The sequence below is a fragment of the Streptococcus sp. IsoGale021 genome (assembly GCF_031142795.1).
Lineage (GTDB): Bacteria > Bacillota > Bacilli > Lactobacillales > Streptococcaceae > Streptococcus > Streptococcus hominis.
The window spans coordinates 76,501-101,881 of sequence record NZ_JAKZJH010000007.1; the positions used below are offsets into that span (position 1 = coordinate 76,501).

Genomic DNA, 25,381 nt, shown 5'->3' on the forward strand with positions numbered 1-25,381 from the left:
TTATACTAAATTCGTAAACAACACGCAAAATGCCGGTCATTCTTCAACCTGCACTTTTTAAGTTATTCCAGTTCATTTAAAAATCGGATCACTTGCTCGTTGGCATCCACTTGAGCCTTCACCCCAAAAGGAACAATTGCTCTTGGGGTAGCATGTCCAACATTTAAATTATACAAAATAGGAATATCCGTATCAATGACATCCAGCAGAATTTGCTTGTACTCATCATAGTAAGTTTCATCCATTGGTTTTCCAACAAGCACACCATTTAAAACAGAAAAAAACCCTGTCGCCTTTAAGGCTTCTAGCATTTTTCGATATAAAATTGGTTCTGGTTTTTCCTCACTGGTTTCCAACAAAAGAATTTTTCCTGCCCACTCTGAAAGACTAGGAAAGAGCTGGTATTGAGCACACAGTTCAATGGCACCTTCATATCTTTCATCAAATATCTGATAGAGCGACTCCAAACAGCCTCCTAAAATTTCCCCTTCAAATGTTGCTTTTCCTTTCAGCAATTCAAATCCCTGATTTTCATGACGAGTCCGCTTCGTTCCTAAGGCTTTTTCACTAAAATCTGTCCTTTCATCATACCAGACATTACTCGATCTGATTTCTGAGATAGTTCCTGTTCCAATCAGTTCCTTAAAATATGACAGTGTATAAGGCAGCATTTCTTCCTCTAACTCACAAACATCAGCAAGAAATGATTGACCATAAAAAGTCTTCACTCCCAACTTATGGAGCATGAAGTGATTCATGGTAGTATCTGAAAAACCTAAAAATACTTTCTGATTCACAACCTTTTTTAATTGGTTATCTTCAAACAAATAGGGTAGCAATCGATACGTATCATCTCCACCAATAGCACATAAAATCATATCAATTAAAGGATCTTCAAAAGCTTGAATCAAATCTTGCGCTCTCGATTCAGGATGGTCTTTCAGATAATCCATTCCTCTTTGTGCGTGCTCTAAAAACGTCACTTCAAGTCCCAAGTCTTTCAAGCGCTTCAATCCCAGCTCAACCTCATGTCTAACGAAACTTTCTCCTATAATCCCGCTTGATAGACTAACGATTCCAACCGTCTTTATCATCTAATCTCCTCCCTTACTGATAATTTGAATCATTATATCACAAAATACAATCAACTAAAATGCTAAATGGCCAATATTCACAAAACAAAACATACTAAGATTAGTAGTGAGGAAATCTCCGACGAGAGAGTACTTACTGCTTTTTCTTTATGTTAAAGTAGAGGTGTCTTGTTAAGTCGTGGGTGTTTTTGACGCTAGACGTCGTACAAAAAACTAGCAAGACACCTGTTTTAGTGGGAATCTGTTCAAAGTATGTGGGACGCTTGACGTCGTGTATTGAAAATGACATCACTAAAATAAGGTATCATTCAAGACAAAGAGGGAATTATCATGCGGACTGTGTTTGGAATTGATGTGAGCAAGGCAAGTTCAGAGGTGGCTATTTTAGTCAACAGTGAGACGGTTCATGGCTACACCATGCCCAACGATACCATTGGATTCCGCCGTCTCTTGGAAGACCTGAAGCAAGTCCAAACACCAGAGATTGTTTTTGAAGCTACAGGAGCGGCTCCAAGCTTTTCTGGAGGAAAAGGGCTACACTTATACACGGCTCAATCCTTTGGAAACTAAGAAGCAACTGGATAGCCTGCGAGTTCGTAAAACAGATAAGATTGACGCTGAAAAACTAGCACAATCTCAATTTGTGCTCAATCGTAAACCGACCTATGTTCAAGAGGAGGTTTATCAAGACTTGCGGGATTTGAGTCGTTTCTATCAGAATCTGACAGAGGATACCGTTCGTACTAAAAACCGCCTTCACAAAGTACTGCAAGTAACCTTCCCAGAAATAGAGTCTATTTTATCAGCGCCAACAGGTGAACAATACTGGCAGCTGGTGAGGGCATTCCCATGCAAAGCTTTCGTCTTAGACTTGTCCGAGGAGGACTTAGCCGAAATCATCCACCAATCCACTTCAAAGCGGATTTCTGATAAACGAGTGGAATATCTCGTTGATAAACTGATTGGGTTAGCCAAACAGTCTTATTGTGCTGCCAAGAAAAACTCTCCAATGATTGAAGAGGTTCGTTACTATGCAGGAGAACTCCAACGATTGACCGAACGCAGACAGACTATCTTAGACAAAATGGTAGAGCTGGCCAAACCTCTACCAGAATACGAGATTCTTCTCTCCATCCCTGGTATCGCTGAAACAACCGCCACCTCTATCATAGGCGAATTAGGAGATATTCGCCGTTTTCAGTCTAGTCTGCCAATCAAATCAACGCCTTTATTGGAATTGATCTCAGACACTACGAATCTGGAAACTTTCTGGCTCAAGAACATATCACCAAGCGGGGCAATCCTTATGCCAGAAAGATTCTCTTCAAGACCATTCACAACATTGCTTCGGCCAGTCATACCAATCCTTGCCACATTGCGGACTTTTATGAGAAACGAAAAAGACAATCGCAGACGACTTCAACTAAGCCTCATACGATTGCCTCAATGCATCGCCTCATAAGGACAATGTATTACCTCATTACGCATAACAAACTTTACGATTACACTTTAACCCAAAATCATTAAAGCCGTCTATGCTCTATCATTGTAACACCTTATGAAAAAAATAGCTAGATAAGGTGTTGATTTTGTGTACTCTTTTTCCAATCAAAAGAGCCGAAAAGGGCTAGGATAAGCTATTAAAATCAAATCAATCATCAATTCTTTGACTGAAAAACATTGAATTGCTTGACAAATGGTAGAAAAATGGCTCCATAATCTCTGCAGTGGTGTTACCCACTACAGAAATTATAGAGCCAAAAAAGTTTGGAACTCCCCATTCCAAACTTTTTTACATCCCAAATCCTGTCACTGTCACTCCTAAAAGACGTACACCCTTTGTCTGCTCGTCCAAGCTATCATAAATCTCATGTGCAATGCGTTCAATCTGCTCCGCATCTTGCGTTCTTGTCGCTAAGCTCTGCCTTTTTGTCAATGTTGAAAAATCCGCATAGCGAATCTTCAGAACAATCGTCCTACCAGATTTTCCATGCTTTTTTAAGCTACGAGCTACCTTTTGTGATAAAAGGGTCAGCTCCTTTTTTATGTCGTCTTCGTTATGGAGCAATTTCCCATAAGTTCTTTCCTTGCCGCTAGACTTACGAATACGGTTGACTTTTACCGGCGAATTACTGATTCCTCTTGCCTTGCGGTAAAGGTCAAATCCAAATCGACCAAACAAGTCAATCAAGGTCATCTCAGGAATTTCTAATAAATCTGCTCCTGTGTAAACGCCCATATCATGCAGCTTTTCCACTGTCTTCTTCCCAACACCGTAAAACTCACTTACATCCATTGGAGAAAGGAAGGATTCTGCTTCTTCTGGCAAAACAACTGTCAAGCCGTGAGGCTTTTCATAGTCACTAGCCATTTTTGCCAAAAATTTATTGTAGGACACACCAGCTGAACTGGTCAAATGAAGCTCTGTCCATATCTCGTGCTGGATTAGCTTGGCTATCTTGACAGCAGATTTCATACCCAGCTTATTTTTGGTCACATCCAGATAGGCTTCATCAATACTGATTGGCTCAATCATATCTGTATATCGTTTAAAAATGGCTCGAATTTGCTGGCTGATTGCCTGATATTTTTCATAATTTCCCGAAATGAAAACCGCCTGTGGACAACGCTCATAAGCTTCTTTGGAGCTCATAGCTGAGTGAACACCAAACTTTCGCGCCTCATAATTGCAAGTTGAGACAACGCCTCGTCCGCCTGTTAAACGAGGGTCTGCTCCGATGATGACCGGCTTGCCTTTTAGTGCTGGATTGTCTCTTTCTTCTACGGAGGCAAAAAAGGCATCCATATCAATGTGAATGATTTTCCGAGATGTGTCATTGATTAAGGGAAAAATTAACATCAATACAGCTCCTTTCTTGACTCTGTTCTTTCTTCCATTATACAATTTTTATTATTTTTTCCAAAATATTTGAAAATATGCTGATTTTTCAAAAATATAATACAATTTACGCTAGTTTTTAAATCTGTATTATAAAAGAAAGTGCTTTTATGACCAGATTCCATTTGTGGAAACGATTACTATATGCTATACTTATTTTATAAATGTAACAGATTTGTGTTACTAGAAAGATACAAGAGGAAAAAAACATGGTTGTTAAAACTGTTGTCGAAGCACAGGATATTTTTGACAAAGCTTGGGAAGGCTTCAAAGGGGAAGATTGGCGCGAAAAAGCTAGCGTATCTCGTTTTGTACAAGCAAACTACACTCCTTATGATGGAGATGAAAGTTTCTTAGCTGGTCCAACTGAACGCTCTCTTCACATTAAAAAAATTATCGAAAACACAAAAGCACATTATGAAGAAACACGTTTCCCAATGGATACACGTGCTACTTCAATCGCTGACATTCCAGCTGGATACATTGATAAAGACAATGAATTAATCTATGGTATCCAAAATGATGAATTGTTCAAATTGAACTTCATGCCAAAAGGTGGTATCCGTATGGCGGAAACTGCTTTGAAGGAACATGGCTATGAACCAGATCCTAAAATGCATGAAATCTTCACAAAATACGTAACAACTGTAAATGACGGTATTTTCCGTGCCTACACAACAAATATCCGTCGCGCACGTCACGCACACACTGTAACAGGTTTGCCAGATGCTTATTCACGTGGACGTATCATCGGTGTTTATGCTCGTCTTGCACTTTACGGAGCAGATTACTTGATGGCTGAAAAAGTGGAAGATTGGAACGCTTTGACAGACATTGATGAAGAAACTATTCGTCTTCGCGAAGAAGTCAACCTTCAATACCAATCATTGAAAGAAGTTGTTCGCTTAGGTGACCTTTATGGTCTTGATGTTCGCAGACCTGCTATGAACGTAAAAGAAGCTATTCAATGGGTGAACATTGCTTTCATGGCTGTCTGTCGTGTTGTCAACGGTGCTGCTACTTCACTTGGACGTGTTCCAATCGTTCTTGACATTTATGCAGAACGTGACTTAGCTCGTGGTACTTTCACCGAATCAGAAATTCAAGAATTTGTTGATGACTTCGTTTTGAAACTTCGTACTGTGAAATTCGCTCGTACAAAAGCTTATGACGAATTGTATTCAGGTGACCCAACTTTCATCACAACTTCTATGGCTGGTATGGGAAATGACGGTCGCCACCGTGTTACAAAAATGGATTACCGTTTCTTGAACACATTGGACAACATCGGTAACTCTCCAGAGCCAAACTTGACAGTTCTTTGGACGGATAAATTACCATACACTTTCCGTCATTACTGCATGCACATGAGTCACAAGCATTCTTCTATCCAATATGAAGGTGTGACAACAATGGCAAAAGATGGCTATGGCGAAATGAGCTGTATCTCTTGCTGTGTGTCTCCGCTTGACCCAGAAAATGAAGAACAACGCCATAACATCCAATACTTCGGTGCTCGTGTAAACGTCCTTAAAGCTCTCTTGACTGGTTTGAACGGTGGTTACGATGATGTTCATAAAGATTACAAAGTATTTGACATTGAACCTATTCGTGATGAAGTCCTTGACTTTGATACTGTTAAGGCAAACTTTGAAAAATCACTCGATTGGTTGACAGACACTTATGTAGATGCTTTGAACATCATTCACTACATGACAGACAAATACAACTACGAAGCTATTCAAATGGCCTTCTTGCCAACTCATCAACGTGCTAACATGGGATTTGGTATCTGTGGATTTGCCAATACAGTTGATACATTAGCTGCTATTAAATATGCTACTGTTAAACCAATTCGCGATGAAAATGGCTACATTTACGACTATGAAACAACTGGTGACTACCCACGTTGGGGTGAAGATGACCCTCGCTCAAATGAATTGGCTGAATGGTTGATTGAAGCCTACACAACTCGCCTTCGTAGCCACAGACTTTACAAGAATGCAGAAGCGACTGTATCACTTCTCACTATCACTTCGAACGTTGCTTACTCTAAACAAACTGGTAACTCACCGGTCCACAAAGGGGTATATCTCAACGAAGATGGTTCAGTGAACTTATCTAAATTGGAATTCTTCTCACCAGGTGCGAACCCATCTAACAAAGCTCGTGGTGGTTGGTTGCAAAACCTCAACTCACTAGCCAGCCTTGACTTTGGCTATGCAGCAGATGGTATCTCTCTCACTACACAAGTTTCACCTCGTGCCCTTGGTAAAACTCGTGAAGAACAGGTAGATAACTTGGTAACGATTCTTGATGGTTACTTTGAAAATGGAGGACAACACGTCAACTTGAACGTTATGGACTTGAAGGATGTCTATGATAAGATTATGAATGGCGAAGATGTTATCGTTCGTATCTCAGGTTACTGTGTCAACACTAAATACCTTACAAAAGAACAAAAAACTGAATTGACTCAACGTGTCTTCCACGAAGTTCTCTCAATGGATGATGCCCTTAGCTAATTCAAGTCTATTCTCAAAAACCAGTTGGAAATTCCAGCTGGTTTTCTTCTTTTTTATGCTATAATAGACTTATTGTTAGTTAAAAGAAAAGGATATAGAAATGGTGGAGAAACGAAATTTAGAAAGGGAAGAACAATTCAATCTAGCTGTTGATGTCTTGATGTTAGCAGGCACACTTTTGCTTCAGAGTGGCTCTGAGATTTATCGGGTAGAAGATACGATGATTCGGATTGCCCATTCTCAAGGGATTATAGATTGTAATGCTCTCGCAATGCCAGTTGCCATTTTCTTTTCAATTGAAAACACCAACATTTCGCGGATGAAACGTATCACTCATTCAAATTACAATATTGAAAAGGTATGCGATGTCAATCAAGTATCGCGTGAACTGGTTAGTGGGGACATCAGTCTTGAAGATGCTTTTGAGAAATTAACTCAGCTAAAAAAGAAAAAAACACCTTACACAAACAGGCAACTGACACTTGCTGCTACTATTAGTGCCCCTTTTTTCTCTATCATGTTTGGTGGCAATCTCTATGATGCGCTCGGCGCTGCTCTTGCAACCTTCTTTGGCTTTGCCTTTTCTCTTTCGGTCAATAAATACGTGCGCATTCCTTTTGTCACAGCTTTTGCCGGAGCTTTTATTTTTGGTCTGCTGGCACAGATCTGGGCGCGCTATTCTGGCTTTCCTTCCAGTACTGACTTAATCATCGCTGGTGCTGTCATGCCTTTTGTTCCCGGTATTGCTCTGACCAATGCCGTGCGTGATCTGATGACCAATCATCTCAACTCCGGAATGAGCAAAATCTTTGAAACGCTGTTGATTACTTTGGCACTCGGAGCTGGTACTTCCGTAGCTCTTGTCCTAATGAAATAAAAGGTGAATCCATTGACTGTCTTACTACAAGCTGCCGCAAGTTTTCTTGCAATTGTGACGTTCTTAATCGTTTTAAATGTTCAAAAAAGTATGTTAATCCCAGGAGGAATCCTTGGAATGTTCATCTGGCTTTTGTATTATGTATTAAAAGGCCCAACAAATGTGATTATTGCTACGTTTATTGCAGCTATTATCGGATCTTGCATTAGTCAAGTTTTGAGCATTCTCTATAAGACCCCTGCTGTCGTCTTTATCTTAGCCATTTTAGCTCCATTAGTTCCGGGCTATCTTTCTTATCGTACAACTGCCTTTTTTGTTACCGGAAATTATAGTCATGCTATGGTTAATGCTACCTTGGTAGTGATTTTAGCCTTGGTCATTTCAATTGGAATGGCAAGTGGTACGGTGGTGCTCAGACTCTACCATTATCTGCAAAAACACCGTTCTTCGTAATTCAACAAAAACAACCAAACTGTCTAAAACCCTTCTTATCTTAAGATGGTCTTTTTCTCAGTTTCCACTTGAATTATGATAAAATGGAATAGAATAATATTTACATGAAACCGAAATATATAGAGGTAATGATGACAATTGGAATTGATAAGATTGGTTTTGCAACAACCAACTATGTATTAAAATTAGAAAATTTAGCAGCCGCACGCAACATTGATCCAGAAAAACTAAGTAAGGGGCTTTTATTAAAAGAAATCAGTATCGCCCCTGTCACAGAGGATATTGTAACCATGGGAGCGAGTGCAGCAGCATCTATTTTGGCCGAAGAAGATAAACAGGCTATTGACATGGTAATTGTGGCCAGTGAATCTGGAATTGACCAAAGCAAGGCTTCTGCTGTTTTTATTCATGGTTTGCTTGGAATTCAGCCATTTGCGCGTAGTTTTGAAATGAAAGAAGCATGCTATAGTGCTACTGCCGCACTGGATTATGCAAAACTACACGTTGAAAAACATCCAGACTCAAAGGTCTTGGTCATCGCTAGTGACATTGCCAAATACGGGATTGGAACACCGGGCGAGCCGACACAAGGCGCTGGTTCGATAGCTATGCTCATCACTAGTCATCCACGAATTCTAGCCTTCAATGAAGACAATGTCGCTCAAACACGAGACATCATGGACTTCTGGCGACCAAACTATTCCACAACGCCGTTTGTCAATGGCATGTATTCTACGCAACAGTATTTAGATAGTCTAAAAACAACTTGGGCAGAGTACCAAAAGCGCAATCAAGTCTCTTTGAAAGATTTTGCAGCAGTTTGTTTTCACTTACCTTATCCAAAGCTAGCTTTAAAAGGTATGCGGAAAATCATGGATAAGACATTGCCAAGCGAACAACAAGCACAACTGCAAGAAAATTTTGAGCAATCCATTCTTTACAGTCAAAAAGTAGGTAACATTTATACTGGCTCCCTCTTTTTAGGTCTCCTTTCCCTGCTTGAAAATAGTACGACACTCAAAGCAGGTGACCGCATTGCGCTCTTTAGCTACGGAAGCGGAGCTGTATCAGAAATCTTTAGTGGGCAGCTCGTAGCAGGCTTTGAGCAGCAGCTTGAAGCCAATCGTATGGAAAAACTTGACAGCCGTACACCTCTGAGCATTCCAGATTATGAGAAGGTATTTTTTGAAGAAGCAGAACTAGATGAAAATGGCTCTGCTAGCTTTACAGGCTATGAAAATCAAGACTTTGCCTTAGCAGAAATCGTAGAACACCAACGTACATACATCAAGGTGGAAAAATAATATGAAGATAAGTTGGACGGGCTTTTCAAAAAAATCGCTTCAAGAACGTTTGCAAATTTTAAAAGACTATCACTTACTAAACGAGGATAATCAAACAAACCTTGAGCATAATCACATGCTCCCTCTCTCAACAGCCGACCAAATGAGCGAAAATGTTCTGGCGACATTTGCTCTGCCCTACTCTTTCGTTCCTGATGTTGTGGTAGACGAGCAAGTTTATCAGGTACCTTTCGTAACAGAAGAGCCCTCTGTCGTTGCGGCTGCTAGCTTTGCAGCAAAAATTATTAAGCGCTCTGGAGGCTTCAAAACGACTATTCACAATCGTCAAATGATTGGACAGGTTGCTCTCTATCAAGTAGCAAATATTGAAGCGGCTATAAAAAATATCCAAAATCACAAGCAAGAATTGCTAGAGCTGGCCAATCAAGCACACCCGTCGATTGTCAACCGCGGAGGTGGTGCGCGTGATTTACGTGTAGAATGGCTAAATGGCGAAGCTGAATTTTTAGTCGTTTATCTAACAGTTGACACCCAAGAAGCTATGGGCGCCAATATCCTCAATACCATGCTAGAAGCGTTGAAAACACCATTAGAAGAGTTGACTGGCGGTGAAAGCTTGATGGCAATTCTATCAAATTATGCAACAGAAGCCTTAGTAACTGCCACCTGTGAAATTGATCTTCGTTTTCTTAGTCGAAATAAATCAGAAGCCATTGACATTGCTAAAAAAATCGTGCTGGCAAGCCAATTTGCCAAGCAAGACCCTTATCGTGCCAGCACCCACAATAAAGGCATTTTCAACGGAATTGATGCTGTCGTATTAGCGACAGGAAATGACTGGCGGGCGATTGAAGCTGGTGCGCATGCCTACGCTAGTAGAAATGGTTCCTATCAAGGATTGACTACTTGGTCAATCAAGGAAGTTACTCAAACGCTCTGCGGAGAGATTACGCTTCCTCTTCCCATTGCTACCAAAGGGGGCTCCATTGGGCTCAACCCTACGGTGGAAGTTAGCTTTGACTTGCTAAAACAACCAACCGCCAAAGAGTTAGCCAGTATTATTGCGTCTATCGGCTTAGCGCAAAATTTTGCGGCTCTAAAAGCCCTGGTCAGCACCGGTATCCAGCACGGTCACATGAAGCTACAAGCCAAATCTCTCGCTCTTTTAGCAGGAGCTAAGGATACAGAAATCGCTCTTCTGGTTTCTCAACTCATTTCTGAGAAACATTTTAGTTTCAAAAGAGCACAAGAAATTTTAGAAAACATTCGTCAAAAATCATAGAAAAAAAAGAATCCGATAAGTGAAAAAACTCATCGGATTTCTTTATTTAGTTGATCTTGTGCTTCTCGCAAACGTCCATACAAAAGATAAGGCACTCGTCTTAATTCCGGCAAATTTTGGCAACCAAGTGCACACATAATCAAGCGCAAATCTTCTTTCCAACCGTTTACAATCGTGATGACTTCATCCACCGAATGCATTTCAATCAATTCTAACATGGTGCGTGAAAGTCCTACAGCCTTAGCTCCTAACACAAAAGCCTTCACCATATCAAGCGGCTGACGTACGCCACCACTCACCAAAATATCCATTTTATCTATCATCGGCTGAGCATTTAGTAAGGCTTGGAGTGTCGATTGCCCCCAATCATTGAGATAGTCTCGATTGCCACCGCGCCTGTTTTCAATATAGGCGAAGCTCGTTCCGCCACGACCAGAAAGATCAACCGTTCGAATACCGAGGTCATAAGCAGTTTCAATCGTTGCCAAATCCATACCAAAGCCAACCTCTTTCAACACTACCGGGACTGTGCTTTGCTCAGCATAATCTTTTAAATGTGCTCGACAAGTTTTAAAAGAGCGTTCTCCTTCTGGCATGAGCAATTCTTGCATGAGATTGACATGCACTTGCAAAAAAAGAGGATGAAGGTCTGTGATTGCCTGCTGACCTAGGGAATACGGCTTATCCACTCCAATATTAGTGGCAAGGAGCAGGTTGGGCTTGTCTTTGCTGACAGCATAAGAATCATCTGCTGGATTATTCACGGCAGCACTGTAAGAGCCTGTGACAAAGAGAATACCGCAGGATTCTGCAACTTGTGCCAAGCGCTGATTGATGTCTTTCCCTTTCTCACTTCCACCTGTCATAGCATTGATGTAAAACGGAAATTCCCAATCTTTGCCTGCAAACTGCGTCGTCAAATCCATCTCGTCCAAATCATACTTAGGAAGCGAGCAATGAATAAGCTCCATGTCATCAAAACTGTTGTAGCCAGAGGTTTGCTCCAAAGCATACTTTATGTGCTCGTCTTTACGATTTTCACTCATTTATTCCCACCTCTCCTTATATAAAAGGACAACCTCTGCCCTTTGCCAACGTTCCACTAAGATTTGACTGGCTTGCGAATCAAAAGACAATGCTATGCCGCAGTCGCCACCGCCAGCACCGCTACTCTTTGCCACACAGTCCAATCCTTGACTGGCTCTTTTTAAAGCTCTCAGTTTTTCATTGTAAATAGCGGGGCTAAGTTCCGCCAATAGGTAGCTAACCTTTTCTAGGCTTTCTTTCATAATTTCCTTCTCACCAGCAAGCAGCGCCTTCTCCAGTCGAAGAACTTCTTCTTGTGTTTGTGTTAGAAAACTGGATGAAATTGCTGATTTGACCTGATTGATCAGATCTCTAGAAATAGCTGGTTCTTTTGTCCAGCCTACAAGAAAGTCAAACGTAAGTTGTGGTTGAATCCTCCGAATGACGTATCCCCAATCTTGGGATATTACCTGTTTTAAGGGCGACTCATTGATCTGCTCCGCTATTCTTTTGCGGTCAAAAGATTGGTAATAAATCAAATCTTCATAAGCGATACAAGCCACATCTCCCATTGAGCCATTGTCACCACGTTTAAGAAGAACATAGGCTGCTAGCTTAAAAGTTTCATCAGCAGATAAAGCTAGGTCATACAAGACTGCTATCGCGCGTATGGTTAAAACTACGACACTCCCACTAGAACCAAGACCAATTTTTTTCCCACCTCGCTCCATTTTTCCAGTAATGGTTAAGGAAAAAGGACGTAGTGAAATGGATTGACTTTGTAAAAACTCATTCATAACAGCAACCGTATCCTGAATGAGACTGTACTCATCATCAGGCGTCAAGTCTACAACATGCTCAAACATATCTGAAAACAACTGATAACGTTCAGAAAAATGAATTTTTCCCGTCATATAAATCGGAATATTTTTCAGAATCGCGCCTTGTCCCGCTGTCAATACAGAGTATTCCCCTGCCAAATACAATTTCCCACATGTTCTTACTGTTTTAGTCATCTGGCAATTCCTTCGTTTTAGAGACAATGAGGCGGTATTTTGTTGCAAATATCGGCACCAAATGCTCCAAATCTTCTTCCAAACACAACACTTTTACATTTGGTCCTGCATCCATAGTGAAATAACAACGCTCTCCTTGACTGCGTAATTGTTTGATGAAGTCCATTGCTTCATAGCTTTTTTCGGTCAGGTAAGAAAAAGCTGGCGTTGCTGTCTTAGTGGTAGTATGCATGGCAAGCGCATTTTTTTCTGTTAATTCTCCCACCTTAGCAAAATCATTGTTAGACAAATAAGTCAGCATAGCTTTATAATCTTCTTCTGACTGTCTCACCCAATCCTCAAATGTCGTGGAGGTTTCTGCACAGCGTTTCATTCCCTCACGACTTGAAATCGGCTTTTTCTGATCGTACAAAACCAGCATTATCATCGCTAATTTCAAATCTGTCTTTACTGAATAAATCTCTCCGCTATCCTTGTCCCAAGCTGCAATCGGTCCATAAAAACTCCGTGAAGAAGATCCAGAAGCTAATTTCGCTTTTTGCGCCAGTTCTTTTGTGGACAAGTGCAATTCAAAAAAATCATTACAAGCCTTAACGAGCGCAGACAAACCACTCGAACTAGATGAAAGTCCTGCTGCTGTTGGCATATTATTGTTGGTATCAATTCGTACAAAACCAGCTCCTTGAGGACGAAAACGATCTACAATATTACTCATTTTTTTATGTTCGGCTTGATCTTGCAGAACACCATTGATATAAAATTCATCTGACTGGGCACTCGCTGGTAAGCTAGACAGAGTTGTTTCTGTGTACATATTTTCCAAGGTCAAAGAAATACTGCTCGTCGCAGGAATTATCTTGACAGTATCTTTCTTACCCCAATATTTGATAATGGCAATATTGGCATAAGACCGCACCTTTACAGGCTTTCGATCCATGTGTTTACCGCTCCTTTCTCCCTCAATAAATCGGCTAAACTGACAGCCTTTTCTTCGCTCGCCACTAGAGCGATAATGCAGCCACCTAGACCACCACCGCTCATTTTCGCACCAAGCGCTCCATTTTCTTGCGCTGTGGCAACAAGTCGATCGGCTTCAGGGCAACTCACGCCTAGATTTTTTAAGCTGAGGTGAGCTTCTGACATAGCTATCCCGATTCTCTCTAAATCTTTTACTTTCAAAGCTTCTTCAACTTCAGTGGTTAATTTTCCAAGCTGATGAAGGTAAGGCAAAGCGGTCATTCCTAGCTGCTCAACTTTTTGAATGGCCTCGCGCGTATTCCCATAAATCCCTGTGTCTGCAATCAAAAGATAAGCTCCAAGATTCGTCTCAAACTCTGAAAAACCAACATTTTTAATAAATTTAATAGCATGATCGCTCAAGCAAGTCTTAGCATCCAAACCACTCGGATTCATGTGGGCAATCATCTCTGCCCGATTGGCTAAAATCTCCAGAGTTTCCCTATCCAACTCCTGTTCATAATAGTCAAAAACAGCTCGAATCGCAGCAATACTCACTGCCGCAGAAGAACCCATTCCGCGCTTTTCAGGCACCATGGACTCAATCTCACAGCGAATATAAGCCTCTTGCACCCCTAGAAATTCCAAAGAAGCAAAAACCGCCATAGAAAGGGTATCTTCCTCATACAAAATCCACGCATGATCTGACGGCAAAATGCGACAAGTCACTTCAATATTAGTTAAAGGTAGAGACAAAGCAGGGTAGCCATAGACAACGGCATGCTCCCCTATCAAAATAATCTTACTATGTGCCCGACCGACACCTACTTTTTTTGTCATATTCTCTCTCTACATCACAATACTTCATCTATTATTTTAATATAATTCATAGAAAAAAGCGATCGTTAGTAGTCAATTCCTTTTATATTCCAAACTAATTTATTTCAACTTTTAAAACAGCGAAAAAGAGCAGGAAATCCAGCTCTTATCCTAACTGTCTTCATTTTACAGATTTTGTTTAATCAAATCCATGAGCTCATTGCGGTCTAAAATCCATTGTGCACGTTCGTCTTTCTCATACGTTCGGTTGGAAAGGAAGATGACCGCTTTCTGCTGCAAACGATTAAACATAATAAATGTTCCTGTGTAGCCTGTGTGTTGCAACCACTCTTTGTCTAAATCCCAAGCAAGACTGCGTGTTTTTCCAATCTCCTTTGAGAAATTTTTTGTCAAAGTTGCTGCAAAGTCATCCTGTAAATAATGCTCCAAAAAGAGCTTCAAATCCCGAACTGTCGAAAACAAGCCTGCACTACCAGCGTGTCTGCCCAACACACGCGCTTTGGGGTCATGTACAATCCCTGCTTTCACACCGCAAACCGTTGGCACCGCTTGTGCGACAGGACCAAACGCTGTTTCTTTCATACCCCAAGGCTGAAAAATTTTCTGTTCAAAAATGTCACTCAAAGCAGAATGAAAAATTTCTTCTACCATAAAACCCAGCAATAAAAAATTCACATCAGTATAACGAAAACGCTTGCTATCAAGAACTTTCAAATGATTTAGCGCCTCTTTCAATTCAACCGCATTGAGTGCATCTCGATTGGGGATAAAGGGATCTAGCCCTGATGTGTGAGTAGCCAGCTGACCTACCGTGACAGAATTGTCATGAAAAGCGGGATAATATTGTGTCAGAGGCGCATCTAAATCGAGTTTTTTCTCATGGAATAGAAAAGCCAAAATCGTTCCGACACCCACAACCTTACTGACACTTGCTAAGTCATAGACTAGTCCTGCTCGGCTTTTCTCACTGCGCTCAGGATTACTCTCACCAAGATAATATTCTTGCCACTCTCCACGAGTATACAAAGCTAAGCTAGCTCCAGGATAGATTTGTTGTGCTATCTGTTCTTCGACTTTTGAGAGAATCTTGCTTGAACTCATACCGCTTCAATCCAAACTTCAATTTGGCTCTCATCTTTGGTCAGGAAAAATTTGCCCGATTTAGGAACAAAAATTTCTCTTCCTTGCAATAAATCGCGCAACGCTTCCACATCAAATTGCTCAACTGTAAATTTAATCATTGCCAAATCCCAAGTTTGAGTACTCTCCGTCAATAAATCTGCTCCGCTTGCTTGTGAGAATGTTAGAACAGACTGATTTCCTAACCATTCCTGATAAAAAGTGACTGCTTTTTCCTCATCTGGAACATTGATGTGAATCTGCTCTATAGTAAATTGGCTGAGCCCTACAAAATCCTCTAGCGGCGTAAATGCTGGTGCAATCATCACTCTCTGCAAGGTTGTCCAATCTTCCTCGCTATGCAGTAAAAACGTATCTCCTTCCGGCGAAGTTGCTTCAAAAGCATAGCCATTATCACCTTGGTAAAGATAATCAACTTTGCTGCCACGCGCTAAAAGTGCTTCAATTTCTCGTGAATCGGCTACTTTAATAACAATTTTCGCTAATTTCTTAGTCCCAACAACTTTGCGAGTGCGCATACTGGGCGACTCCTCTAGCTGCAATTTTTCAACTTTTGTCTGATCTCCAAGGCTGACAAAAGCTCCTTCCTCTAGCAAATTTTTCATTCCTAAAGTTTGACAATAAAATGCAAGATTGTTTTTTCGATTATTGATTTTTAATACTGGTATCGTATTTACAATTTTATTTGTTGAACACATAAATTCCTCCAAGCCTTTCTATTTTAAATAATTTTTGTGTATTTTACAAATATTTATGTAAAAATAGAAAAAATTGTGCTATTACTGATAAATATTTTGTGCCACTACCAGCTCATTTGCCGACTCAAATTCATATTGAAGGTAAGACTGATAAGTTCCCGGCGCAATAATCCCACGCATATCTAAAATGGCTGTTCCAGCCTGTCCGATAATGCTATCGGCTAGCAGACAGCAATTGGTAGACAGGATAAAATAAGTCTTAAAACGACTTGTTTTAAACTTATATAAACGAGCATTCAACTCATGTTTCAATTTATAAGCATACGTGCGCTTACCATCTTTCAGATCCGCCGGTGGATCCCACACTTCCAACAACTCATCAATCTCAGCCAACCGTTTCTCCACAGCTAGCTTTTGCTCATCTGTCAAAGATAACCCATAACCAAACAAGGTTTTTTTGCTTTCTTCTTTGCACAAGTCAATATAAGCGTCTTTATCTACTTTAAACAAGACACCATCTCCAATCGTGCCGAATAAACGCTCTGAAAAAACATCATAACTACCATAGGAAATAACTTTTCCTTTGTAGCAAATATCAACGTGTCCAATCATCCCAAAAAGATTCTGGTCTGACGTATGTATTAGCACCTCTAAGTCAACGGGCTTTTCTTCGTCTCGGATACTACTATAAACCTTTTGTGGTTTCTTTTTTTCACCTTGTAAAAAACGATTAAAGCGATTCAGTTGCTCTGCTGGGAAAAAGGCAGCGATAATGATAGGCAGGTTAATCCGAATACGGCGTCGAAGTTGCTTTTTCTCCACATCGGTGTTGAACATAAGACCATCTCGAACATTAGAAAAGCCTAGTAATATCAGATAAATACCAACAATCAAAAATTGCATCCTACCATCCGTGCTGGGAGAAAAGACAGTTGTCAGTCCAATCCCGCCATAAAGCAAGGTATCAAAAAGATAACGAAAACCACCTTTTAACTTATTCTGCCGATAAAGAAGATATGTAATACCATAGATTGCCGCTGTACACAGCTGATAACAGCCCAATATAATAATGACAATATTGACTGGCAGATTGCTGGCACGGTTAAGAAAGCCAACAACCAGTCCCACCAAAACATGGAGGAGGGCAGAACCAAGACTGATACGATTTTTCTTCACTAAGAAACGGAAAAAAAGATTGATAACTCCGACAAATAAAAAGTAAATGACCAATAAATCTAGGGCAAATTTTGTAAAATCAACACCGTTTGCAATAATAATAACGCCAAAAATAATCGCCAAAATACCGAACAATAGAGTCCGTCTCCCACTTAGTTTATCTAATTCCATTTCATCTCTCCCAAATAAAAGGCAGGAATGAGACAAAAATTGCTACTTTGCAAAAAATCAGTTTTGCTGTCTCACTCCCGTTACTGTTATTATCCTTACTCTTTAGTATAGCATTTTATATTGGCAAGCGTCTAGTCACTTATCTATTTTTCGCTCAATCTTATCTCTTCGTTATCAAAAAACGGCTCGTAATGAACCGTTTCTTTTTTGACAACTTATCCATAAATCATCTTGTAAAGTGCTACTGCAGCAATACCGGCAAGGATTGGAGATACAACTGGTACCCAAGCATACCACCATTTTGAATCTCCTTTGTGCTCACCAAGAACTGATTTTGGAAGAAGAAAATGAAGAATACGTGGGCCTAAGTCACGTGCAGGGTTCAGACCTGGACCTGTAGGACCACCAAGTGACGTTACCAATGCCATGACAAGGAAACCAAGTGCTAAGTGGGCAACAGCAAGTCCGGCATTGATGTGAGAACCAATTGCAACTTTTCCTTGGATTTGAGTAGCATCCACTCCACGAGTAGCAGCATATTTAACAACTTCTGCACCGAAATAGTTTTTGGTCATGGCCATTGCTGCAAAGAACAAGATAAATGAACCAATAAATTCATTGACAAAGCCATTTATTATAGAAGCAGCATGTGATTTCTTGCTTCCGTCATCCGTATTTACAATAGTTGAGAATGATCCCAAAATCGCATTAGGATTTGTTGTTTGCAAATAGTAAGGGCGGTGACTTGCTACTACTAATGCTTGTCCAAATATCGCTCCCAATAATTGTGCAATAATGTAAGGCGCAACTTGTGCCCAAGGGAAGTATCCGCTAATCGCAAGTCCTAGTGTGAATGCAGGATTGATATGATTCCCTGATACATTTCCAAACATAAGAGCAGGAATCATAACCCCCATACCATAACCAACTGCAATGACTAACCAGCCGCTTTGATGACCTTTGGTTCCCTTTAATTCAACGTTGGCAACAGCCCCGTTCCCCAAAATAATGAGAATTGCCGTTCCAAGAAATTCTGTGATATATTTCACAGTCCATGTGACATCCATTTTTGTTCTCCTCTTTAATGAAAAAATTTTAGACAAATCCTATTTTATCAGTTACAATGGATAATGTAAAGGTTATTTTTTGACAAAATGTAAAAAAGGAGTAAAAATATGCGCTATAATCAGTATAGTTATACACCAGAAACAAACGAAAAAATGCTGGCTGAAATGGAAAGCATTGGATTTTCTTTCCACCCAGAGTATTCTGATAAAGAAAATTTAGAAACTTTTGTACGTAGAACTTTTTTTAATTATAAACATACAGACTATGCTTTAAAGTCTTTAGTTGCCAATTCAAATACAGACTTACTCAGCTTTTTTACGTCCAAGCAAGAATTGACAGCAGAGATTTTTTATACAATTGCTTTTCAATTACTGGAATTTGTACCCTTTGTTGACTTTGACGATGTAGAAACATTCCGCAAGGACGTAAACTTTCCCATTACCTATGGAAATCTGATCGAAAATCTCTATCAGTTGCTCAACACACGCACCAAAAACGGCAATCTCTTGATTGATAAACTAGTGAGCGACGGTTTGATTCCTGAAGACAATACCTACCACTATTTCAATGGTAAAAGTCTTGCGACTTTTACTAGCCATAACGCAATCCGCGAAGTGGTCTATGTGGAATCGCGCGTGGATACCGACGAAGACGGTCTGCCTGATTTGATTAAGGTCAGTATCATTCGTCCTCGTTTTGACGGACAAATTCCTGCCGTTATGACTGCCAGCCCTTATCACCAAGGAACCAACGACAAAGCTAGCGACAAAGCGCTCTATAACATGAATGTGGATTTGGTTAAAAAAGAAGCTGGAAAAATTACCGTCCATAACTCTGAAGTTTGCTTGGTTGAACCACAAGGTCAAGCAGTATTGGTGGAGCAAGCAGAAGAAACACTCGGTCATATCGGTACTTACACGCTCAATGATTATTTGCTTCCACGCGGTTTTGCTAATTTATATGTATCAGGTGTGGGAACCAAGGACTCTGAGGGGCTTATGACGAGCGGAGATTATTATCAAATCGAAGCCTATAAAAATGTTATTGATTGGTTAAATGGTCGCTGTCGTGCGTTCACAGACCATACCAGACAACGAGAAATCAAAGCCACTTGGTCCAATGGAAAGGTTGCTACAACAGGAATCTCTTACCTCGGAACTCTGTCAAATGGGCTAGCTACAACTGGCGTAGAAGGGCTGGAGGTTATTATTGCCGAAGCCGGAATTTCTTCTTGGTACAATTACTATCGTGAAAATGGTTTGGTGACAAGTCCTGGGGGCTATCCTGGTGAAGATTTTGACTCTTTGACTGAATTAACTTACTCACGCAATCTTCTAGCAGGCGAACGTCTTCGTCACAATGCCGAGTATCAAAAGAGCCTCAAATCATTAAAAGAAAATCTCGATCGCAAAACAGGGGACTACAATCAATTTTGGCATGACCGCAACTATCTGATTCACGCGCACAAGGTCAAAGCCGAGGTCGTCTTTACGCATGGCTCCCAAGACTGGAATGTCAAGCCGCTCAATGTGTACAACATGTTCCACGCCCTGCCACAAAACATCAAAAAGCATTTGTTTTTCCACAACGGCGCTCACGTTTACATGAACAATTGGCAATCCATTGACTTTCGTGAGTCCATGAATGCACTTCTCAGCAAGAAACTGCTAGGCTACAATTCTCACTTTAAATTGCCAACCGTAATCTGGCAAGACAATAGTCAAGCACAAAGCTGGTTGTCACTAGAGACTTTCGGCAATCCAGAACACTACACTCATTTCAATCTAGGTAGTACTACTCAAGATATTCAAAATGCTTACTCTGAGACGGACTACAAGCGTTTCAGCAAGACTTATCAAACCTTCAAAAATGAACTCTTTGACGGAAAAGTCAATCAAGTGACCGTTGACTTCACCTTAGAAAAAGACCTTTTCCTTAACGGCCCCGTCAAGCTCAATCTGCGCCTTAAATCTAGCACCGATAAAGGCTTGATTTCCGCACAGCTGTTAGATATTGGACAAGCTAAACGCCTCACCCCAATTCCTGGCGTCCTTGCACCAAAAGTCATGGACAATGGTCGCTTTTATATGCTGGATCATTTAATGGAATTGCCTTTCAAAGAGACACCGCATCGCGTTGTGACAAAAGGATTTCTCAATCTGCAAAACCGCAACAATCTGCTAATCGTCGAAGAAGTCACACCAGACCAATGGTTGGAATTTTCTTTTGAATTGCAGCCAACCATTTACAAAATGAAAATAGGCGATACACTTCGCCTCGTCCTTTACACAACCGACTTTGAGCACACCGTCCGCGATAATACTGACTATCATTTAACCATTGACCTAGCAAACTCTAGCTTAGATGTGCCAGATATGGTAAAATAAGATGTTAATGTTTGAAAATTAAGGAGAACCAAAACAATGATGAATATGCAAAAATTGAACATACTGTTTTTAATTTTTGTAAACATCAAAAAAGTTGATTTTAAAGGATTTTAAGTCCTTAGGATTTTTTATCCAACACTACCATTCACGCACCCAAGACAAAATCTTGGCAAAAAATACAGTAGCATAGAGTACACCAAACTACCACTCATTATGGGCGGTAGTTTTCTTTTTGTCTAAAATAGTGATAAAATGATAGGTGGTAGCTTTATGCGTTATGGTTATGTACGAGTATCCACTAAGGAGCAAAATATCTATAGACAAATGTCTGCTTTAGCATTAGAAAATATCCTTCAAAATCAAATTTTTATAGATAGAGCTTCTGAAAAGATTTTGATAGAACGGAATACCAAAAAATTGCCAACAGTTCTACAAGCAGATGATGAGATAGTCATTAAATCAATTGATAGACTCGGACGGAACTACGATGATATTTTAGAACAATGGCAGTTCCTCACCAAGACAAAAAGTGCATATCAGCGTTTTAGATTTTCCACTTCTACTAGTACAGAATCCTCCAGCTCCTCTTCAGAAATGAAGAAAATGGATTATAGTTTATATAACGAGGTAAGAGAAAAATATTCTCAACCAAGATGCATTTTCTTGGAAATCTGTAGCAAATCCTATATCAGGAGAAACAACACCTTCACAAGAAATTAAAGGAATGAATTTATCAGCTATCCAAAACGGTGATTTTTCAAGCATCTTTGGTACATGGTGTAATAGTGCTGGTGTAGAACTTGTATTTGATGAACATGGACTTGTTAGTGATAATTCGCAAGTTTCAATTGAATATTTTAAAGAAATTGACCACTACCTTAAGGCAACTTTACTTCCTAAAAATGGAGGAGCTGGCGGTCCTGCTATTGCATTTTTACCTGTAGGAACTCCTTTGACAATGTCTATCACTTCTTCACCCGAAAACGGATATAAGGACCCGTCCGATATTAGCCAAGAACGACTACGGACAGGACAACAACTTATAGACGGAAATAGCTCAGGATTTTTTTATAAGGTTAAATAATCAAATAAACTACTGAACCGCTTATAGGCGGTTCTTTTAAACAAGGAGGAAATCATGGATATCAGATCATTTTTAAACAAAAATATTGGACGAAGATTACAATTATACCTTGATAATAATAATCTCAAAAATGAAGATGCTATCAGAAAAATCCAATTATATAATAACGATGAGAAAAATGATATCATCCTGACTCGGTCTGCTCTATCTAAAATTCTAAATGGAAAAAAGCAGTCATTATCTAAAAATAATTTAAATGATATAGCAAATAAAATCATGGATGATAGCTTTGAATACATTGTATTTGGAGACGACAATGATAAACTCTATTTTATACGAATTTTATTATACAATTTAATTGCAAATGGATTACTCTTTAACCAGCAAGAACTTGAAGAAATCCACGAAAATGCCAAATTTCAAAAATTATCCAATAGTACACTAGAATACTGGGTTATTTCAATAACTCAAGCTCCAAAAATAAAGAAAATAGCCGAGCTTCTTTTTTATTCACTATTACAAGATGCTAAATTTTCACAATTATATTTCAAAAAAATATACGAAGAACACAATGTATTAAAAGAATATAGTAACATTATCCTCAATTTACTACAGGGAAAAGATACATCTAAAATTATTAATTCAATACTATTAAAACCCATGAAATTACAGGATGATATCGATTTTTTCATACTTTTCTGTAATACTTTTAATACATTTATTACAGATAATCAAGAACTTCTATTGGATTACTTCAATAACATAATTGGTCCTAAAATTTCAAATCTAATTTTTAATGAAGATAAATTTATGCTAAAGTTTAAAGATAAATTTTTTATCGACCAGTTTACCTCAGATGAATTTATTAAAGTTTTAGAGACAACTATTACCAAAGAAGGGAAAGAGGGAATCAATTTTATGAGTTTATATATGTTAGAAAAGAAACTTATAGATTATCGCAAATCACTCTATAAAACTGATTTCGACTACTCAATTTTAGACGACATTGATTAAATATCATACTAGGGGCATCCCCTAGTTTTTTTTATTTCAATCTTTCCTTTTTTTGGTGCGCTACCTACTTCTAAAAGGGAAACTTTTTTTTATTGAAAATTGATACCATTAAACTATAGAGAAAATCAAATAGCTAATGATCTCTTTAAATATTGAAAAATGAAAAATCGAAATACTAGTTAATCGATTGAGGAAAAATTATGGTTTTTAAATTTAAATCAAAATCTGGCTATTCTAGCCAACTATTTCAAGAAATTTTCGGAAACGAAAAAAATGCAATTGTATTATCACCCGAACCGAATATTCGAATGAAGTACATTGATAATAAACCGACAGACGAAATTGATTCGTATCGTTATTGGTTCGTCATTAAAGGAGAACAGCCTTTTGAGGTTAAATTCTCAGCTCAACAAACAATTGAACAATTTGACGAGGTCGAATTGCATGGTGCAGAGGCCTGCAATGTCAGAGGAAACATCTATTTCCGAGCTAACTCTATAACCGTATTAAACAAAGGAGGTAAATAACCAATGGCATTTCCTTCGTTTATTCAACCAGAAAATAAACTGGAGTTTGTAGTTGATACTGAATATCTAGTTCAGTGTGTAGAAATAGGGTTGGGAAACAGCTCTATTTCTTCAACTACTAATTCCTTCCAGTTCATCTATGGTGATAATTATCTAGATTTTGTTCCTCGTTTTCCTTGTGCGTACATTTTGGATAATACTCTATACCAACAGATTTTTCAAATTTTATCTACAAGCACCTATCCTATGTTGACATTTCTTAAACAGCCTTCGGCTTATATTGTCAAACGTGATAGTGCAAGCATTAACACTAGTCGTGCTTTTCGATTTCCATTCTTTAAGGGAATACCTGAAAGGTTGACGTATCAAAAGCTATCTGATATCAGCGTTCAAAACGAAAGTTTTGAACTCATGAAAAACTATCGAATTGATTTTAATCGCATCGTTCATTGTTTGATTGCTGGTTCTTCTGGTTCTGGAAAAAGCTACGCTTTGACCTATCTAATCTCTGTTATTAATCAATTTGCACATGTAACAGTTGTAGACCCTAAATGCGATTCTATCTCTCGTTACTGCTTAAAACAGAACATACAAGTTCTTTATCAAGAGAAAGACTTCTCAGCTGATGAATTTGTTTCCAAGGTGAACACCTTGCTAAAAGTAGAGCTAGATGCTATCTATCAAAGACAATTAGAGCTTCTTAAAAACCCTTCTAGAAAATTTCAACATCGTTGTCTTGTGATTGATGAATTGCTTGCTTTAACATCTTTGACCTCAAAAAACATCAAAGATACTTTCTTTGCGCTTTTGTCTAATATTGCATTATTGGGAAGGGCAACCTCCGTTCATCTGATCTTAGTCAGTCAACGTATGGATACTACCGCTTTACCAATTGCAGTTAGAGAGCAATGTAATCTCTTGATTCAGCTTGGCTTAATCAACAGAAAAACGACAACGTTTTTATTTCCAGACCTAGATTCAGAAACAGGAATCGTCATTCCTAACGGAAAAGGAACTGGTATTGTTCAAATAATTGACGGTATAACACCACCTAATGTTATGCCATTGCTCGTACCAACCTTTAAAGGAGAAAATTTATGAAAAACATAAAAAATTGTATTATGAGAAATAGCACTGTCATTACCGATAAACTCTACTACTTACTGCCTTTAGAGTTACTCTTGAGCTTTCTGTGGAGTTTAGCTCTAGTAGGTATATGGTTTATTAACCAAGTTAGCGCTATTATCTCCTGGGACGCTTGGAGACAAATTTTAGATAATTTTCAAATAGCACAATCTATGCTACTTCAAGCAATGACTATCGTCCTTATCATCTATCTTTTAGCTCATATTCTTCTTTGTATCGTATGGATAAAAGAAGATAAGTTTTTCAACTTTATTCGAACATTAAATCTATTAAGGATAGTACGAAAAAGAATGCAAATTAAAGCCAGCGAAAGTGATAGTGAGGTTGTAAAAGAGTACAAATCTATTGTTCAATCTATCAGATGTATTTTAACTCATGAATATATTTATGTTATTATACCACCAGCAGAGAGCTCAGATATCGATATAATTTTACAACATAAATTAGATTTTTTGTGCAACTATCTGATGAGAGTCTATCGTGAACTATATATATTCTCGCCCTTAGATAGTACTTCACCCAATCATATAATACGAGGGGAGAAAAAGCATAATTGATTAAAATACCATCGGAGCTTGCCATAAGGCAAGAGCTCCGAGCTGGTTTTGTTTCAATTCATTTGGGAGCTTTATTATACTGCTTCAGGGCTCGTTATTGAAGCAGTAGAATTTTGTTCCATTGTTCCAAAAAAAGAGGA

Annotated in this window: 22 protein-coding genes and 1 pseudogene; 13 read left to right on the top strand and 10 right to left on the bottom strand. The window is 39.1% G+C overall.

The window, feature by feature from the left end; genetic code table 11:
* Positions 1-62 precede the first annotated feature (62 nt).
* Entirely contained in the window at positions 63-1,094 is a 1,032-nt protein-coding gene (locus tag RG565_RS06430; protein WP_247937383.1) for a S66 peptidase family protein, read from the bottom strand.
* A gap of 330 nt (positions 1,095-1,424) precedes the next feature.
* Between RG565_RS06430 and RG565_RS06435 the strand changes: the two are divergent.
* A pseudogene (locus tag RG565_RS06435) lies at positions 1,425-2,621 on the top strand (IS110 family transposase).
* A gap of 265 nt (positions 2,622-2,886) precedes the next feature.
* Here RG565_RS06435 and dinB read toward each other — a convergent pair.
* A complete protein-coding gene (dinB, locus tag RG565_RS06440; protein WP_247937457.1) occupies positions 2,887-3,954 on the bottom strand; it encodes a DNA polymerase IV in 1,068 nt (355 codons plus the stop codon).
* A gap of 248 nt (positions 3,955-4,202) precedes the next feature.
* Between dinB and pflB the strand changes: the two genes are divergently transcribed.
* From pflB to RG565_RS06465, 5 genes are all read left to right on the top strand, one after another.
* Entirely contained in the window at positions 4,203-6,518 is a 2,316-nt protein-coding gene (gene pflB, locus RG565_RS06445) for a formate C-acetyltransferase (protein WP_247937456.1), read from the top strand.
* Positions 6,519-6,618: 100 nt separating this feature from the next.
* Positions 6,619-7,395 carry a threonine/serine exporter family protein gene (locus tag RG565_RS06450; protein WP_247937455.1) on the top strand — a complete coding sequence of 259 codons (777 nt, stop codon included), beginning with the start codon at positions 6,619-6,621 and terminating at the stop codon, positions 7,393-7,395.
* Between the two features lie 3 nt (positions 7,396-7,398).
* Positions 7,399-7,848 carry a threonine/serine exporter family protein gene (locus tag RG565_RS06455; protein ID WP_152907032.1) on the top strand — a complete coding sequence of 150 codons (450 nt, stop codon included), beginning with the start codon at positions 7,399-7,401 and terminating at the stop codon, positions 7,846-7,848.
* A 131-nt stretch (positions 7,849-7,979) separates the two neighbouring features.
* Positions 7,980-9,152, top strand: coding sequence for a hydroxymethylglutaryl-CoA synthase (locus RG565_RS06460; protein WP_247937460.1), 1,173 nt, complete (start codon positions 7,980-7,982; stop codon positions 9,150-9,152).
* 1 nt (position 9,153) lies between these two features.
* The gene (locus tag RG565_RS06465; protein WP_070670836.1) at positions 9,154-10,434 is read left to right on the top strand and encodes a hydroxymethylglutaryl-CoA reductase, degradative; all 1,281 of its coding nucleotides are present in this window, start codon (positions 9,154-9,156) and stop codon (positions 10,432-10,434) included.
* 29 nt (positions 10,435-10,463) lie between these two features.
* On the opposite strand, the gene fni is transcribed toward RG565_RS06465, so the two are convergent.
* The 8 genes from fni to gla form a co-directional block, all read right to left on the bottom strand.
* Positions 10,464-11,480, bottom strand: coding sequence for a type 2 isopentenyl-diphosphate Delta-isomerase (gene fni, locus RG565_RS06470; protein WP_247937454.1), 1,017 nt, complete (start codon positions 11,478-11,480; stop codon positions 10,464-10,466).
* The gene (locus RG565_RS06475) at positions 11,481-12,476 is read right to left on the bottom strand and encodes a phosphomevalonate kinase (protein ID WP_003041661.1); all 996 of its coding nucleotides are present in this window, start codon (positions 12,474-12,476) and stop codon (positions 11,481-11,483) included.
* Positions 12,469-13,413: a diphosphomevalonate decarboxylase gene (mvaD, locus tag RG565_RS06480; protein WP_247937453.1), complete on the bottom strand. Its 945-nt coding sequence runs from the start codon at positions 13,411-13,413 to the stop codon at positions 12,469-12,471. The genes RG565_RS06475 and mvaD overlap by 8 nt, the downstream gene beginning before the upstream one ends.
* Positions 13,395-14,273: a mevalonate kinase gene (mvk, locus tag RG565_RS06485; protein WP_247937452.1), complete on the bottom strand. Its 879-nt coding sequence runs from the start codon at positions 14,271-14,273 to the stop codon at positions 13,395-13,397. Before mvk ends, mvaD begins: the two co-directional genes overlap by 19 nt.
* 165 nt (positions 14,274-14,438) lie before the next feature.
* On the bottom strand, positions 14,439-15,374 hold the full coding sequence (locus RG565_RS06490; RefSeq protein WP_247937451.1) for a serine hydrolase domain-containing protein: 936 nt from the start codon (positions 15,372-15,374) through the stop codon (positions 14,439-14,441).
* Positions 15,371-16,111, bottom strand: a complete 741-nt coding sequence (locus RG565_RS06495; protein WP_247937450.1) for a CppA family protein — start codon at positions 16,109-16,111, stop codon at positions 15,371-15,373. Before RG565_RS06495 ends, RG565_RS06490 begins: the two co-directional genes overlap by 4 nt.
* An 81-nt stretch (positions 16,112-16,192) precedes the next feature.
* The gene (locus RG565_RS06500) at positions 16,193-17,458 is read right to left on the bottom strand and encodes a DUF308 domain-containing protein (protein WP_247937449.1); all 1,266 of its coding nucleotides are present in this window, start codon (positions 17,456-17,458) and stop codon (positions 16,193-16,195) included.
* A 215-nt stretch (positions 17,459-17,673) separates the two neighbouring features.
* Positions 17,674-18,525: an aquaglyceroporin Gla gene (gene gla, locus RG565_RS06505; protein ID WP_247937448.1), complete on the bottom strand. Its 852-nt coding sequence runs from the start codon at positions 18,523-18,525 to the stop codon at positions 17,674-17,676.
* A gap of 108 nt (positions 18,526-18,633) precedes the next feature.
* Here gla and RG565_RS06510 point away from each other — a divergent pair, with 108 nt between their 5' ends.
* The 7 genes from RG565_RS06510 to RG565_RS06540 all read left to right on the top strand — a co-directional run bounded on the left by RG565_RS06510 (position 18,634) and on the right by RG565_RS06540 (position 25,241).
* Positions 18,634-20,913 carry a Xaa-Pro dipeptidyl-peptidase gene (locus tag RG565_RS06510; RefSeq protein WP_247937447.1) on the top strand — a complete coding sequence of 760 codons (2,280 nt, stop codon included), beginning with the start codon at positions 18,634-18,636 and terminating at the stop codon, positions 20,911-20,913.
* A gap of 270 nt (positions 20,914-21,183) precedes the next feature.
* Positions 21,184-21,633 carry a recombinase family protein gene (locus RG565_RS06515; protein WP_247937446.1) on the top strand — a complete coding sequence of 150 codons (450 nt, stop codon included), beginning with the start codon at positions 21,184-21,186 and terminating at the stop codon, positions 21,631-21,633.
* Between the two features lie 4 nt (positions 21,634-21,637).
* The gene (locus tag RG565_RS06520; RefSeq protein WP_247937445.1) at positions 21,638-21,997 is read left to right on the top strand and encodes a DUF6287 domain-containing protein; all 360 of its coding nucleotides are present in this window, start codon (positions 21,638-21,640) and stop codon (positions 21,995-21,997) included.
* A gap of 54 nt (positions 21,998-22,051) precedes the next feature.
* Positions 22,052-23,011 (top strand): hypothetical protein, encoded by a 960-nt coding sequence (locus tag RG565_RS06525; protein WP_247937444.1) that lies wholly within the window; start codon positions 22,052-22,054, stop codon positions 23,009-23,011.
* A 200-nt stretch (positions 23,012-23,211) separates the two neighbouring features.
* On the top strand, positions 23,212-23,538 hold the full coding sequence (locus tag RG565_RS06530) for a hypothetical protein (RefSeq protein ID WP_247937443.1): 327 nt from the start codon (positions 23,212-23,214) through the stop codon (positions 23,536-23,538).
* Between the two features lie 3 nt (positions 23,539-23,541).
* Entirely contained in the window at positions 23,542-24,639 is a 1,098-nt protein-coding gene (locus RG565_RS06535) for a cell division protein FtsK (RefSeq protein WP_247937442.1), read from the top strand.
* A complete protein-coding gene (locus tag RG565_RS06540) occupies positions 24,636-25,241 on the top strand; it encodes a hypothetical protein (RefSeq protein ID WP_247937441.1) in 606 nt (201 codons plus the stop codon). Before RG565_RS06535 ends, RG565_RS06540 begins: the two co-directional genes overlap by 4 nt.
* Positions 25,242-25,381 lie beyond the last annotated feature (140 nt).